This window comes from Amycolatopsis cihanbeyliensis (assembly GCF_006715045.1).
Lineage (GTDB): Bacteria > Actinomycetota > Actinomycetes > Mycobacteriales > Pseudonocardiaceae > Amycolatopsis > Amycolatopsis cihanbeyliensis.
Genome location: NZ_VFML01000001.1, coordinates 4,640,190 through 4,655,089, shown reverse-complemented (window position 1 = coordinate 4,655,089; position 14,900 = coordinate 4,640,190). Strand labels below are relative to the sequence as shown.

Here is a 14,900-nt window from a genome sequence, read left to right as displayed (position 1 = left end):
GCGCAGTACCTGACTGATACCACGCCGATTGCGGAGAGTTACTTTTGTAAGTCTGCGCAGTTCGGGGCATGGCGCCCCGCGTCCCGTAGTGCGGGAATTCCGTCCACCAGCCCGAGTGGGTTCCCGATCTCGGCCAGTGCCGTGCTCGCCTCCTGAACGCTGCCCACCGCCTCGATCAACGCCTGTTGATCGTCGCCCCGCGCCGCGTCCAGCTTGCTCCTGGCGTCGGAGATCTGTTGCCGTACCGGCCCGAGCCGGTCCAGCAGTTCCTGCTTCTTCGTGTCACCCTCCGGCACCGGGGAGGGCGGCAGTGCCCCCAGCTTCGTCACCGCGGTACCCAGCGCACCATCGAAGCGGCCGAGCATGTCGCTGAAGGTGCGCTTGGCGGCGGCGATGTCCCCGGGGGCGATGTCCGGGGCCTGCGCACCGGAGAGGGTGGCGAACTCGGTCAGCGCACCGCAGAAGTCGTTCATCCACGCGACGTTGGCCTCGTCGGCGGCATCGGTCTCGTTCTCGGGTGTGGCCCCGCCGCTCGGCGTGCGGCCACTGGCGGGGCCGTCCGGCGCGGAGGTGCTCGGGCCACTCGTCTCGCTCGGTGCGGGTGTGCCGGTCGGGGGCTCCGTGATCTCGTCGTCGGAACATCCGGTCAGCAGGATGGCAAGGCAGGCTGCCAGTGACCCGACGCGATACCTCATGCTCGGTGTCCCTCCCAGGCGAACGAGTGTGCCGGTGCCGGACGCTACCCGGCCGGGAAAGCCTCGGGCCCGCCACGCACCAGGACGTGACGGGCCCGAGCCCGTTCGCGGGTCAGGAGGCGTTGGTCGCCTCCGCGTTGCTCGGGGTGTCGGCGATCGCGTTGCCGCGACGCTTGGACACCACGATCGCCGCCGCGATGATCAACACGGAGACCACGGCGATCGCGATCCGCAGCGGGTCCGAGGCGTCCGGCCCGACCGAGAGGGTCACCACCGCGGGTGCGATCAGCAGCGAGACCAGGTTCATCACCTTGATCAGCGGGTTGATCGCGGGACCCGCGGTGTCCTTGAACGGGTCACCCACGGTGTCCCCGATCACGGTGGCCGCGTGCGCCTCGGAGTTCTTGCCACCGTGGTGGCCGTCCTCGACCAGCTTCTTCGCGTTGTCCCAGGCACCACCGGAGTTGGCGAGGAACACCGCCATCAGCATCCCGGCCGCGATGGCCCCGCCGAGGTACCCGGCCAGCGCGCCGGTGCCGAGGCCGAAGCCGACCGCGATCGGCGCGAAGATCGCCAGCAGACCCGGGGTGGTCAGCTCGCGCAGCGAGTCCCTGGTGACCAGGTCGACCACCTTGCCGTACTCGGGGCGGGTGGTGCCCTCCATGATTCCGGCGATCTCCCGGAACTGCCTGCGCACCTCGTAGACCACGGCGCCTGCCGCGCGGGAGACCGCGTTCACCGCGAGCCCGGAGAACAGGAACACCACGGCCGCACCGATCATCACACCGATCAGCGTGTTCGGGCTGACAACCCGGTCCAGGAACAGGTCGGTGGAGGTGAGGGTCATCCCCAGTTCCCGCAGCTTGGACTCGATCGACTCGGAGTAGGAGCCGAACAGCGCGGTCGCGGCGAGCACCGCGGTGGAGATCGCGATGCCCTTGGTGATCGCCTTGGTGGTGTTGCCGACGGCGTCCAGCTCGGTGAGGATCTGCACGCCCTCGCCCTCTTCGAGGTCACCGGACATCTCGGCGATGCCCTGCGCGTTGTCCGAGACCGGGCCGAAGGTGTCCATCGCGACGATCACGCCGACCGTGGTGAGCAGGCCGGTTCCGGCCAGCGCCACGGCGAACAGCGCGACCCCGCCGCCGATCAGGTAGGCACCGAAGACCGCGGCACCGACAACGAGGGCGGTGTACACGGCGGACTCGAAGCCCACCGAGATACCGGACAGGATGACCGTGGCCGCGCCGGTCTCCGAGCTCTTACCGACATCCTTGACCGGCTTGTGCTCGGTTCCGGTGTAGTAGCCGGTGAGCCAGAGGATCACCCCGGCCAGCACGATGCCGATGATCACCGAGACGGTGGCGATCACGGCCGGGCTGCCGGTGGCTTCGGCGAAGGAGTCCGGCAGGAACACGAAGGCCGCGATAGCCGAGAGCACCGCGGAGATCACCGCGGAGATGTAGAACGAGCGGTTGATCGTCGTCAGCCCGCTTTCGCCCGCGCGTGCCCTGGTGATGTAGATACCGATCACCGCGGTGATCACCCCGATCGCCGGGATGATCAGCGGGAAGGTCAGGCCCGCTCCGGCCGTGCCGAACGCGGCGCTGCCCAGGATCAGCGCGGCGACCAGGGTCACCGCGTAGGACTCGAAGAGGTCGGCCGCCATCCCTGCGCAGTCGCCCACGTTGTCCCCGACGTTGTCGGCGATGGTGGCGGCGTTGCGCGGGTCGTCCTCGGGGATGTTCTGCTCGACCTTGCCGACCAGGTCGGCGCCGACGTCTGCGGCCTTGGTGAAGATGCCGCCGCCGACACGCATGAACATCGCGATCAGGGCGGCGCCGAAACCGAAGCCCTCCAGCACCTTGGGCGCCTGGCCGGCGTACACCAGCACGACCACCGCCGCGCCGAAGAGTCCGAGCCCGACCGTGATCATGCCGACCACACCACCGGTCCGGAAGGCGATCCGCATCGCCTTCTCCCTGGCGCCGTCGCCTTCCCTCGCCGCGGCGGCGACCCGGAGGTTGGCCCTGGTGGCCAGCCACATGCCGAGGTAACCGATCGCGAACGAGAAGACAGCGCCGACGAGGAAGAACAGCGATCGGCCTATCCGCTCACTCCAATCTTCCGCGGGAAGCACCAGCAGCAGGAGAAAAACGACAGCGCCGAAAATCGCGAGCGTCTTCCGTTGCCGGTTGAGGTAGGCGGTCGCCCCTTCCTGCACCGCCTTGGCGATCTCCTGCATCTTGGTGGTGCCCTGGCCCGCGGCCAGCACCTCCTTGAGCAGTAGGTAGCCAATGACCAGTGCGGCAAGGGCGACCACGGCGACCACGGCCACGATGCCGTAGTCACCTCCGGAGAGCTCCGCGGAGCCCGCCGCGAGGAAATGCCGGGACATTCGTCCTCCTGGAAACGTCGCCTGTCGTCAGCGACGGGCCGCCGATCGAACGGCTGCGCCGACGCTGGCATGGAATGCACCACAGGTGGTGTGGTTGGGCGGAGTGTATTGGTAGCACCGATCGCTCCGGCAAGGCGTCCCCATTCCGGTACACAAAGTAACGAACAGCGAGTGCTCGGTGCCGATTCGTGGGTGGTCGGCTCAGGTCGGCGCAGGTCATTACCGGGACGGCGGAACGGGACCGTCGCCCGGCCGAAGCCGAACGCGGACGCTGTGAGACCGCTCACTGAACCGATCCGCCTGCCCGCGCCGCCCGGCCACATGCCGCCCTGCCGATATGCCAAGCTCGCCGGGTGGACGGCGCGGGAGAAGGCATGCGGGCGCGGCGCCTGCTGCGCCGGGTGACGGCGGGCATCCCGGAGGACCGCAACCCGGTCACCCATGTCACGGAGTTACCCGAACGCGAGGCCGGTTTCGCCGAATGGCCGGACTGGGTGCCGGCGGAGGTCGCCCGCGCGGCGCGGGCGTCCGGGGTCGAGCGACCGTGGACCCATCAGGTCGAGGCGGCCTCCCTGATCCGGGCCGGCCGGCATGTGGTGATCGCGACCGGCACGGCCTCCGGGAAGTCCCTCGGCTACCAGCTACCGGTACTCGCCGGGCTGGCCGAGGACCCGAAGGCCGGCGCGCTCTACCTCGCACCGACCAAGGCGCTCGGGGCCGACCAGTTACGCTCTGTGTCCTCTATGGACCCGGGCGGCGTGCGGCCCGCGGCCTACGACGGGGACACCCCGATGGCCGAGCGCGACTGGGTGCGGGCGCACGCGCGCTGGGTGTTCACCAACCCGGACATGCTGCACCGCGGGATCCTGCCCGCGCATGGCCGCTGGGCACGGCTGTTCCGCAGGCTGACCCACGTGGTGGTGGACGAGTGCCACAGCTACCGCGGCGTGTTCGGCTCGCACGTGGCTCTGCTGCTGCGCAGGCTGCGCCGGGTAGCGCGGCACTACGGTTCGGATCCGGTGTTCGTGCTGGCCTCGGCGACCACGGCCGCCCCCGACGAGTTCGCCACCCGCCTGTCCGGTGTGGACTGCACCCCGGTGCTGGCGGACGCGTCCCCCCGCGGCGCGCGCACGGTGGCCCTGTGGGAGCCGCCGCTGCTGGAGGAGTCGGCGGGCGAGAACGGCGCGCCGGTACGGCGCTCGGCGGGGGCCGAGGCGGCCCGCATCCTGGCCGAGTTGGTGATCGAGGGGGCTCGCTCGCTGGCCTTCGTCCGGTCTCGCCGCGGCGCGGAGCTGACCGCGCTCGGCGCCCGTCGCATTTTGTCCGAAGTGGACTCCTCGTTGCCCGATATGGTCGCCGCGTACCGGGGCGGCTTCCTGCCGGAGGAGCGCCGCGAGTTGGAGGCGGCCCTGCTCTCCGGCGAGTTGCTCGGCGCGGCCACCACCAACGCGCTGGAACTGGGTGTGGACATTGCCGGGCTGGACGCGGTGGTGCTGGCCGGTTACCCGGGCACCCTGGCCTCGTTCTGGCAGCAGGCGGGCCGGGCCGGGCGCGCGGGCGACGGCGCGCTGGTCGTGTTCGTCGCGCGGGACGATCCGCTGGACACCTACCTGGTGCACCATCCGGCCGCGGTGCTGGACCGCCCGGTGGAGACCGCGGTGCTGGACCCGGCGAACCCGTACGTGCTGGCCCCGCAGCTCGCCTGCGCCGCCGCCGAGCTGCCACTCACCGCGGCCGAGCTCGAGACCTTCGGCGGCGCGTCCGCCCGCGCGGTGCTGGACTCCCTGGTCGCCGACAAGGTGCTGCGCCGCAGGGCGAGCGGCTGGTACTGGACCCGCCGCGACCGCCCGCAGGCGGAGGTGGACATCCGCGGTTCCGGTGGCGAGCAGGTGGCGGTGGTCGAGGCGGAGACCTCGCGGATGCTCGGGACGGTGGACGCGACTTCGGCGTGCAGCACGGTGCACACCGGCGCGGTGTACCTGCACCAGGGGTCGTCCTACGTGGTCGACGAACTGGATCTGGAGGCAGGGCTGGCTCTGGTGCACGCGGAAGCCCCGGAGTGGACCACCTCGGCCCGCGAGGTGGTGGACATCTCGGTGCTGGGCACGCAGCGGGAGGAGGTCTTCGGCGGGGTACGGACCTGCCTCGGCGAGGTGGCGGTGACCTCGCAGGTGGTCGGCTACCTGCGCAAGCTGCCCTCGGGTGAGGTACTCGACCAGGTTCCGCTGGACCTTCCCGAGCAGCGGCTGCACACCAGGGCGGTGTGGTACACGGTGAGCGAGGAGCTGCTGCGCGAGGACACGTCGAGTGCTTCGCGTAAGGGCAGGGCGCCGGGGGGCACTGGACTCGTTCCGGCGCGCATCCCCGGCGCCCTGCACGCCGCCGAGCACGCGGCGATCGGCCTGCTACCGCTGTTCGCTACGTGCGACCGCTGGGATATCGGCGGGGTCTCCACCGCGCTGCACGAGGACACCGGGGAGGCGACGGTGTTCGTGCACGACGGCCATCCCGGAGGCGCGGGATTCGCCGACCGCGGTTATGCCGCGTTGGTCCCATGGCTGGCCGCTACGCGGGAGGCGATCGTCTCCTGCGAGTGCCCGGCGGGATGCCCGTCCTGCGTACAGTCGCCGAAGTGCGGGAACGGCAACGATCCGCTGGACAAGGCAGGGGCCGTGGTCGTACTGGACATCGTGCTCGGGGCTGTGCGTCAACACGAGGGCCGGCACGACCACCTGATGGTCAATCACGCTGCTGAACGTCCCACCGCCAGCAACTCCTGAGCGGAAGATGGCGCCGGGGTGTCGTCCGACGTCGGACCGTGCAGCGCGCGGGCGAGCACATCGTGCACGGATGCCGCATCCGGCAGGCGCCAACCCCAGACCTCGGGCTTGACCCGCCAATGCACGACCCCGTGCTCGAAAGGCGTCGGCGGGAGTGGCACCCAGCCACCGGCGCCATGCCATTCGACGCTGTCGTCCTCGGCGAGGGCGACAGGCAGCCGATCGGCAGCGGTGGTGAGGAAGAGCCACCGGCCGTTCGGCATCGCCACGATCGGCGCCGGTGCTCCCTGCACCCGCAGCAACCGCGCCGCACGGCGGCCCACCTCGTCGTCGACCTCGACCGCGTCGAGCACGGTGCCGGTGGCCACCAACAGGCTGTAGGGGCTGCCGGTCCACCACGAAGCGACCTTGTGCGGGTGGGCACCGAGCCGCTCACGCCAGTCGTCGTGCGCGGGAACCGGACGGCTCCACTCGGCTGCCCGGTCGCCGTCGTCGCCCGCCGGGTAGGTGCCGGGCAGCACCGGCCAACCCCGCCAGGCAAGGCCGATCGCCTCGGCGCGGAGCTCGATTCCGAACGCTCCTCGCCAGCCTTCCGACCAGTCCGTGTCCAACATCGTTACTTCGGCCTCCTCCAGAAACTTCTCTGCTGTCCGCCGCCCTTGAGACTCGGGTGAGGTTCGGCGGCGGGGCTACACCCGACTTAACGGCAATTTGCAAAAAGCCGGTAGATCCCTGGCGCCAACCGGCCGGTAACGAACGATGAGTGAGCGGGGAGCTAACGGTCCGGCTGAAGATCACCGGCCGATGACCGGCTCGGCGTAGCCCCGACCGGCCCGCTCGTCGCGGTCCGCATCCACGCGCACCACCCGGGTGTTCGCGCCTGTGATACCGCTCACCGTGCGGGGATGACCGCTCGACCGCCGAACGGGCCACCTCCCGCCCATCGCGCGGCCGGCCGGCCGTACCGCCCGTCTCATCACCGTGCACGACCGCTCGGCGGCCAGGACCAGCCCGGCCGTCACGGCGGCCCGGCCCGGGCCTGCGCCGTGGCGGTACCGAAGCCGACGAGCGAGTCCGGCGGTCGCGCCTCCACCCGCACCAGCGCGTCCCAGCCGACCAACCGGCAGCCCCGGACCCTGGCGCCCATCCGGTCGGCGACGGTGCGTGCCCTGGCGCAGGCGGCCTCCTGGCCTCGCATCGCGTATCCGGCGGCGCCCAGCGCGGCCAGGTCGGCGGCGCCCGCCGCCCGGTGCCGGACCACGAGGGCGGCGCCGAGCCAGCAGACGACGGCCGCCAACACGAGCAGGGCCGCGATCGCACCGGCCGCCCAGACCACCGCCGCGCCTCGGTCGCCGTGGCTCGGTTCAGCGCAGGCCATCGGTACTCCCCCCGACCTCCGGGGGTGGCCTGACCCCCGGCTCCAGCAGGGCATAGGCCTCGGCGTGTGCTCGCACCCCTGGTAAGGAGCCGGTACCGGGTGCCTCGGCGACGGCGATGGTCACGCCCTCGCCCGCCGCGCGGATGGCCAGCCGCGCCCCGTCCGGCCCGATGGTGCGAACCGCTTCGGTGGCGAGGTGCCGCTGCCCCCGCGCCACCAACCGGGCCGCTTCCCTGGCCGCGTCGGTGCACCGCAGTTGGTCGACGATCGCACCGAGGCCGGCCAGGATCAGGCCGAACACGGCGAGCAGCGCGGACAGTGCGATCGCCGCCTCCACGGTGACCTGGCCGCCTTCCCTGCCGGTGACGGGACCGGCACGAATCCGCGCGGTGAACATCAGAACTCCGTCGTGAGGGCTTGCTGGACAAGGGAGGTCAGTTCGTTGAGCACGTTGTCGCCGGTCACCACCGTGTACAGCAGGGCCGCGAAGGCGGCGGCCGCGATGGTGCCGATGGCGTACTCGGCCGTGCTCATGCCCTCGTCGCGGACGGCGAGCCGACGGGGCCAGGCACGAAGCCTGCCGGGCAGGCGCGGCTGTGTTCTGTTGCTCATGGTCGAGTCCTTCCACGCCTGAACGGCGTCGATCGGTGGAAAGGTCGGGCTGGTCGATGCTGGTCAGGCCAGGATGCTGAGCCGGCTGGCGAGGCCGACCACAACCGGAACCACCCCCAAGCACAGGAACGCGGGCAGGAAGCACAGGCCAAGCGGGGCGGCCACCAGGACCCCCACCCGCTGCGCTCGTGCCTCGGCTCGATCGCCGAGCGAAGCGCGGATCCGGGCGGCAAGCCCCTCGGCCACCTCCGCCAGCGCGGTGCCTGACCGCGCGGTGCGGCAGGCGGCCCTGGCGAACTCGGCGGTGTCGGCACACGCCCTTGCCGGGGCCCATGCCTCCGCGGGATCCGCCCCGAGCACCAGCAGATCGGCGGTGTCGATCAGGGCCGTGGCCTGCCGTTGCGGCATCCCGGCAGCTACGGCACGCACGGCCGTCGGTACCGGTAGCCCGGCGCGCAGGCTCGCCGACAGCAGGTCCCAGCTCGCGGCGAGCCGGGCCGGTTCCTCGCCAGCCACCTGCCGAGCCCGGTCACCGTCCGACCGGTGCAGGAAGTATGCGACGGCGGCGCCGGCGGGGATCGCCGCGACGGCACCGAAAGGCCAGCCGCCGAGAACGGCCACCAGCACGGCAGGCGGTACGGCGAACACGGCGGGTCGCAGGTACCGCGACCGCGGGAGGTTCGGAGTGGCCGGGGCGGGCAGCACCCTGGCCAGCCGGGCCGTCGCCGTCTCGCGACCGGGCAGCAGGCAGGCGAGCGCCAGCAGGACAAGTGCGATGGCGTACTGCGTCATAGCACCACCCACCCCGTCAACCGGACGGTCCATGCCATGCCCAGGCAGATCAGGCCGGCGCCGGCGACCGAGAGCAGCTGTCCCAGCGCGGTGCCGGTCAGCACATGCAGCGGACCGGCACCCATCGCCTCGCCGAGCAGGATCCCGCAAGCGGGCAACGCCGCGAGCACCGCGGCACCGGCCCGTGGGCCGGCCATCCGCGCCTCGGCCTGACCGGCGAACCGGACGGTCGCGTCCAGGTCACGCCGTACCGCATCGAGTACCTCGGCGACCGGGACACCATGCCGCCGCGCGAGTTCCCAGGCACCACGCAACTGGCCCAACACCTTGCCGGGGATCCGCTGTGCCGCCGGACCGACCTCGGCCGGCATCACGAGCTCGCCGCCCATCCGCACCGCCCCGGCAAGCGCCCGCAGCACGGCGGCGGCTCCAGCGGACGCCTCGGTCGCGACGGACTCGGCGGCCATGGCGGGATGCGTGCCCGCACGCAGCTCGGCCACCACCGCACGCAACGCCTCGGCCAGCGCGGCCAACGTGGCGGTACGGGCACGAAACCTGCTCCTGGACCGGCGCGCCAGCCAGGCCGCGGTGCCCAGCAGGGCGGCCGCGAGCACGGGACCCGGGCCGAGCAGGGCCACGCCCGCGCCGAGCGCGGGAACCGCGGCCAGTACGGCCAACGTCCCGGGACGAGTGCCTCGCGCGCTTCTGACGTACGCACTCGGCGTGCGGAGGTTTCGGCACGGCCGGTCAGGAACTCCCGGCAGCACGCGCAACCGGGACGCCGCCGTACTTCCCGGCCAGCACAGCAGCGCGCAACCGGCGGCCAGGGCGGACCAGCTCAGCATGGTGGCCTCCCGGCACGTTGGGCGAGTTGGTCGGCCAGCAACGGCCGGTGTTCGGTCCACCGGCCCGCGCGCCACACCGGGCACACCTCGGCGGCCGCCTCGGCGCGTCGCACCACCCCGATCTCGGCGAGGGTGCGGGTGTTGCCTTCCCTGCGCATGTGCAACACCACCTGAACCGCCGCGGCGAGCTGGCTGTGCAACGCGGGGCGGGACAGCCCGCCGAGGGCGGCCAGCGCCTCCAGCCGGGCCGGAACCTCCCCAGGAGAATTGGCATGCAGGGTGCCGGCACCGCCGTCGTGCCCGGTGTTCAACGCGTTGAGCAGCTCGCACACCTCGCGCCCACGGACCTCGCCGACCACCAGCCGGTCCGGGCGCATGCGCAGCGCCTGCCGGACGAGGTCGCGCAGTGTCACCTCCCCCGCACCCTCCACATTGGGTGGTCGCGCGGTGAGCCGTACGAACTGTGGATGGGCAGGCAGTAGCTCTCCGGCGTCCTCGACGCACACGATGCGTTCCGTGGGAACCACCCGGCCGAGCAAGGCCGCCAGCATGGTCGTCTTGCCCGCGCCGGTCGCGCCGGTGACCAGGAAGGCCATCCTGGTGTCCACAATCGCCTCGAGAACGGCGAGGCCGTTACCCGCGAAGGTTTTCAACTTCGCCAGGCTCGGCAGGTCGTGGGTGGCTGGACGGAGTACGCGTAGCGAGATGCACGTACCGCAGGACGCGATCGGCGGGAGCACGGCATGCAGGCGCACATGCCCGTGCGGCCCGGCACCCGGCAGCCAACCGTCCACATACGGTTGTGCGTCGTCGAGCCTGCGACCGGCCGCGAGCGCGAGCCGCTGGGCCAGCCGGCGCACCGACTCCTCCCCCGCGAACCGGATCTCGGTGCGGCGCAACCCGTTCCGCCCGTCCACCCACACCTCGTGCGGACCGGTGACCAGGATGTCGGTGGTATCCGGATCATCGAGAAGCGGTTCGAGTGGCCCGACGCCGACCAGTTCGTGCCGCACGAGACGCAGCGCGTCGAGGACGTCGGTGTGTGCGGCGACCCCACCCACCTCGGCTCGTACCGCGTCGGCCAGGACCGAGGGGCCGATCTCACCGGCGCCGGCTCCACTACCGATCAGCCGACGCCGGACACGTTCGACCAGTTCGACGCTCATGGCTGCTCCTCCACAGCTCGAGATTCCGAGTTCCAGCGTCACGCGCTCGGCCGTGCCGGCACAACGACGGTCTCCTCAACCTGTGGACAACCCGGTTGATGTGGACAACGTGACGCGGGAGCGGCAAGCCATCCCGGATCGTGCACGTACACGAACGGCAAACTCGTGCGCGTGAGCGGCAAACTCGTGCGCGTGGAGAGCAAACACGCTTACGTGGGCGGCAAACACGATGGGAGCCGGTGGCGCGCCGGAACCGCCCGAAGCGGGCAATCTATTGTAGGCAGATCAGGCTGGCGGGAGACGGCTCAGCTGAGCAGCAGCACCGCGTAGCACGCCAGCCAGTGTTCCACCGCGTAGTCGCTACCGGTGGCGTGGCCGAGCGCGGCCTCGGCGTGCTCCTCGGCGGCCGCGAACATGAGCTCGGCGCGCGGATCCCCGCCGGGCAACGACTCCGCGAGGCGCCGCCAGCACCACGCCCTGGACAGGTTCAGCCCGTGCAGGTGGGCGATGTACCCGTCGGTCAAGTCACTGACGAACGCCGGGGTGAACAGCGTGGCCGGCTCACCCGCGGCGATACCGGGCAGGAACGAGTCCAGCCAGGAGGCGTACCTCTCCGCGGGCAGCAGGCCCGCCATCAGCTCCGCTTCCACCAGAGCCGGCGAGAGGAAGTCGGCTCCGGACGGCTCCCAGCCCGCCGGATAGTCCCGATCGTCGCCGAACCACCGGTGCGCGGCCGCGGTGACGGCGTCGAGAAGCCTGCCGTCACCGCTTTCCGCCAGCATGCGGGCATACGGCAGGGCGAGGGAAAGCCCGAAGGCGCTGTTGCCATGCACGCCGTACCGCACGGGGTACGTGGCCAGCGGCAGCCACTCCAGGTAGCGATGGACGAACACACTCGCCAGCGTCGTCAGACTCTCGGTCCACCGCGCGGCCGCGGGGTCGCGGCAGGTGGCGGCCTCGTGGGTCAACATCAGCGCCCACCCCCAGCCGTAGGGGCGCTCGTTCGCGCGCTGGTCCACCCGAGCGAAGTAGTCGGCTTCCGCCGCGAGGGCGGCCGGGCCGAGGTGCTCGTCGAGCGCGGCTCGGACCTCCTCCCGCGGCACCGCGTCCGGTACCAGCCGCAGCAGCCGCAACAGCAGCCAGTGCATCTCCACGCACGAATGCCAGTCGTAGCTACCGAAGAAGGCCGGATGCAGGTCGCGGGGCCGGGGAACCCGATCCACCGCACTGGTCTGCAGATGCGATTCGTGGTGCGGGTACTCGCGGGCGATGTTGGTCAACGCCGTCCGCGCGAACGTCGGCGCCAGCGAACGCAGCTCGCTCTCGCGCCGCTCCCCGCGTGTGGTCATGCCGATCCCTCCCGACTCGGGTCGAACCGTACCGTCTCCAGTACCGCCCGTGCCGCCCCGGAAAGCGAACCCCCGCGCCGCTCGAGCAGTGCGCGAGCGGGTGCCCGCTCCGCACGCACGGAAGCTACCGCGGGCACCCCGACCGCGGCGGCGACCTGGTCGACCCCGAGGCCTTCGGCGGATGGTCCACGGACCAGCACCCGCACCCGCTCACGGACCTGGAACAGACCGCGCAGGACCTGTGCCGCCGCGGCACAGGCTCGCAGCTCGGCGGGGACCACGAGGATCACGAGATCGGCGAGTTCCAGCACGGGCCTGGCCGCACCCGGCAAGTGCCGGGGAAGGTCGCAGACCACAAGCTGCCCCGCCCTGCGCCCGGCCCGCACCACCGCGGCGACCGCATGCCCGGACGGGCCCGCGCCGTCCGCACCGTCTCGACCACAGGACAGCACGGAGAGCCGGGCCGCACCGTGCCGGGTGCCCGGCAACGCCGGCTGCAGCGCGGCCATCGAGACCCGGCCGGAGTTCACCCGCAGTTCCGGCCAGCGCAGCCCGGGTTCGTCCTCGACACCGAGCAACAGATCGACTCCGCCCCCGAGGGGATCGCAGTCCACGAGTAATGCATTACCCCCGGCGCGTACCGCACCAAGGCCGAGACCGGCCGCGAATACCGACGCGCCGGCACCTCCTCGACCCCCGAGCACGGCGAGCACCCTGCCGTCCAGCACGGGTCCCTCGACGGCATCGGCGAGCGCGGAGACCAACTCCCCCTCGTCGTCCGGGAGCATGACCAACCGCTCCACCCCGTTACGCAACGCACGTCGCAATGACTCGGGCGCGACGGTTCCCTTGCAGACAAGCAGAATCCCGGGGCGCCGCGGCGGGGGATCGCCGTACCGCACGGCTTCCTCGTCGAGGATGACCAGTGGTGCCGCGGTCCACTGCGGACGGGCACCGGGCAGATCCGCAGCGCGATCGACCTCGCAGCCGACCGCCGCGGCGAGCCGCAGCACTTCGTCCAGGACGGTTTCGTCATTAATAACGGCAAGTGGGCGTTGCTCGCCCATCGTGCACCCCCAACGGGCCTCGCTCGGTCACCACCGACCGGGGCCGGGCCCGCAACACCGGTCGGAACTCCAGCGTCGTCCAGCAGACCGCCCGGGACAACGACGAAGAATCGCGGCTGTGGACAGCAAGGCTGATGTGGACAACCTGGAGAACCCGAGGGATGCGGAAGATTGAGGGGCGGCCCCCGCCAGGGGGGAGGAGCGGGGGCCGCCGAGGGTTCAGCCCCGGGGGGTCGGACTGAACCGGTCCGATCGACACCGGACCCTTCAACTGTAACTCGCTTGGCGCAGTGGTGGGTGACGGGCGGGTACCCACAATTCGGTAACGGCACGTTCAACCGGGCGCCGTAATATGTCATCTATTTTCCGGCGGCCGGGGAGTACAGTGACCAGCTCACCGGCGACTGGCGGCCACTTCTATTGTGGAGGGGTGCCCGAACCCACCAGGTCTCCCGCCGAGCAGTCAGCCGAACCCACCGTGCCGACCCGGACCACGCCCGCATCCGACACCGAGGTCGCGGCGTTCTTCGATCTCGACAAGACGATCATCGCATCCTCGAGTGCGCTTGCCTTCAGCAAGCCCCTGCTGCGCCAGGGTCTGATCAACCGCAGGGCGGCGTTGAAGAGCGCGTACGCCCAACTGGTCTTCTCCCTCGCCGGCGCGGACGCGGACAAGACGGAGCGGATGCGGGCGCAGATCTCGGCGTTGTGCGCGGGGTGGGATGTGGCACAGGTAAGCGCCATCGTCGCCGAGACGCTGCATGACGTGGTCGAGCCGCTCGTCTACGCGGAGGCCGCCGAACTCATCGCCCGGCACAAGGACGAAGGCCACGACGTGGTCGTGCTCTCCGCGACCGGCGAGGAGGTGGTCGCGCCGATCGCGGAGATGCTCGGCGCCACCCGCAGCGTGGCCACCCGGATGGAGATCGTCGAGGGCCGCTACTCGGGCCAGGTCGCCTTCTACTGCTACGGCGAGCAGAAGGCGGTGGCAGCCCGGCGCCTTGCCGACACCCATGGCTACGACCTCACCGCATGCCATGCCTACAGTGATTCCAGCACCGACGTGCCGCTGCTCGAAGTGGTCGGTCACCCACACGCGGTCAACCCGGACCGCGCCCTGCGCAGGCTCGCGGAATCCCGGAACTGGCCGGTGCTGGAGTTCTCCAAACCGGTCTCCCTGCGCGACCGCATCCCCACTCCGGCCACGATGATGGCGGTCGGGTTCGGCGCCGTCGCCGCGGCCGGTATGACGTGGTACGGGATTTCCCGCAGGCGACGCAAAGACTGAGCGAGGACCGAACCGTCCACTGTCGAGCGCGCCACGACGCTGGGTGCCCGCACCCCGAGCCCCGACACCCACACGGCGGCACGAACCGGCGAAACAGGCCAGGCGGGACCACTGATTCCACGACGCGGGGAAACCTCTCGTCACCGGATCGAGCCTCTGTACCGGTGCACCCGTCCGCACCCTTGAAGTGACGGCCGTCACTGGGTAGAAAGTAGGTGCGGACATCTTGTCGGCCAGGGGCCAGGCAGAAGAGAAGCCTCGTCCACCCCGAAAGATCTCCGTGCGCGGACTCCGGGCACCCACGCGCAGCACGCCGCGGGAGGCTTGTCGTCAAGGGACTGCGTACCGGGACGCCGGACGCCGAGTCCAGGTAGGTACGACCTGAGTTGCACGCTTGGTCACCCGAGTAGCCCGCGCGAGCAGGCGGCGCCCATCGGCAGCAATGCGGATGGGCGCCGCCAGCGTATGCTCGGTCGCCGTTCGGCAACCTCGCTCGGTCCGGTCTCTTTCCAGGGGCCGAGCCCCCGACC

General features: G+C 71.2%; 13 protein-coding genes. 2 read left to right on the top strand and 11 right to left on the bottom strand.

Translation table 11 applies throughout. The features are described from left to right. Positions 1-38: 38 nt before the first annotated feature. Positions 39-695, bottom strand: a complete 657-nt coding sequence (locus tag FB471_RS21160; RefSeq protein ID WP_142000149.1) for a hypothetical protein — start codon at positions 693-695, stop codon at positions 39-41. 112 nt (positions 696-807) lie between these two features. Then, a complete protein-coding gene (locus FB471_RS21155) occupies positions 808-3,093 on the bottom strand; it encodes a sodium-translocating pyrophosphatase (RefSeq protein WP_142000148.1) in 2,286 nt (761 codons plus the stop codon). Between the two features lie 374 nt (positions 3,094-3,467). Here FB471_RS21155 and FB471_RS21150 point away from each other — a divergent pair, with 374 nt between their 5' ends. Further along, entirely contained in the window at positions 3,468-5,873 is a 2,406-nt protein-coding gene (locus FB471_RS21150) for a DEAD/DEAH box helicase (protein WP_142000147.1), read from the top strand. Here FB471_RS21150 and FB471_RS21145 read toward each other — a convergent pair. The 9 genes from FB471_RS21145 to ssd all read right to left on the bottom strand — a co-directional run bounded on the left by FB471_RS21145 (position 5,837) and on the right by ssd (position 13,082). Continuing rightward, on the bottom strand, positions 5,837-6,487 hold the full coding sequence (locus FB471_RS21145) for a bifunctional DNA primase/polymerase (RefSeq protein WP_142000146.1): 651 nt from the start codon (positions 6,485-6,487) through the stop codon (positions 5,837-5,839). The genes FB471_RS21150 and FB471_RS21145 overlap by 37 nt on opposite strands. 404 nt (positions 6,488-6,891) lie before the next feature. Further along, positions 6,892-7,251, bottom strand: coding sequence for an Rv3654c family TadE-like protein (locus FB471_RS21140; protein WP_142000145.1), 360 nt, complete (start codon positions 7,249-7,251; stop codon positions 6,892-6,894). Then, positions 7,238-7,648 (bottom strand): TadE family type IV pilus minor pilin, encoded by a 411-nt coding sequence (locus FB471_RS21135; RefSeq protein WP_142000144.1) that lies wholly within the window; start codon positions 7,646-7,648, stop codon positions 7,238-7,240. Before FB471_RS21135 ends, FB471_RS21140 begins: the two co-directional genes overlap by 14 nt. Further along, the gene (locus FB471_RS21130; protein ID WP_142000143.1) at positions 7,648-7,863 is read right to left on the bottom strand and encodes a DUF4244 domain-containing protein; all 216 of its coding nucleotides are present in this window, start codon (positions 7,861-7,863) and stop codon (positions 7,648-7,650) included. Before FB471_RS21130 ends, FB471_RS21135 begins: the two co-directional genes overlap by 1 nt. A 63-nt stretch (positions 7,864-7,926) precedes the next feature. Next, positions 7,927-8,655: a type II secretion system F family protein gene (locus FB471_RS21125; protein ID WP_142000142.1), complete on the bottom strand. Its 729-nt coding sequence runs from the start codon at positions 8,653-8,655 to the stop codon at positions 7,927-7,929. After that, on the bottom strand, positions 8,652-9,500 hold the full coding sequence (locus FB471_RS21120; RefSeq protein ID WP_142000141.1) for a type II secretion system F family protein: 849 nt from the start codon (positions 9,498-9,500) through the stop codon (positions 8,652-8,654). Before FB471_RS21120 ends, FB471_RS21125 begins: the two co-directional genes overlap by 4 nt. Next, positions 9,494-10,666 carry a TadA family conjugal transfer-associated ATPase gene (locus FB471_RS21115; protein WP_142000140.1) on the bottom strand — a complete coding sequence of 391 codons (1,173 nt, stop codon included), beginning with the start codon at positions 10,664-10,666 and terminating at the stop codon, positions 9,494-9,496. The genes FB471_RS21120 and FB471_RS21115 overlap by 7 nt, the downstream gene beginning before the upstream one ends. 305 nt (positions 10,667-10,971) lie before the next feature. Continuing rightward, the gene (locus FB471_RS21110) at positions 10,972-12,015 is read right to left on the bottom strand and encodes a DUF2891 domain-containing protein (protein WP_142000139.1); all 1,044 of its coding nucleotides are present in this window, start codon (positions 12,013-12,015) and stop codon (positions 10,972-10,974) included. Then, complete coding sequence (gene ssd / locus FB471_RS21105; protein ID WP_142000138.1) at positions 12,012-13,082, bottom strand: septum site-determining protein Ssd; 1,071 nt, start codon at positions 13,080-13,082, stop codon at positions 12,012-12,014. The genes FB471_RS21110 and ssd overlap by 4 nt, the downstream gene beginning before the upstream one ends. Positions 13,083-13,560: 478 nt before the next feature. Here ssd and FB471_RS21100 point away from each other — a divergent pair, with 478 nt between their 5' ends. Further along, entirely contained in the window at positions 13,561-14,370 is an 810-nt protein-coding gene (locus tag FB471_RS21100; RefSeq protein ID WP_246076738.1) for an HAD family hydrolase, read from the top strand. Positions 14,371-14,900 lie beyond the last annotated feature (530 nt).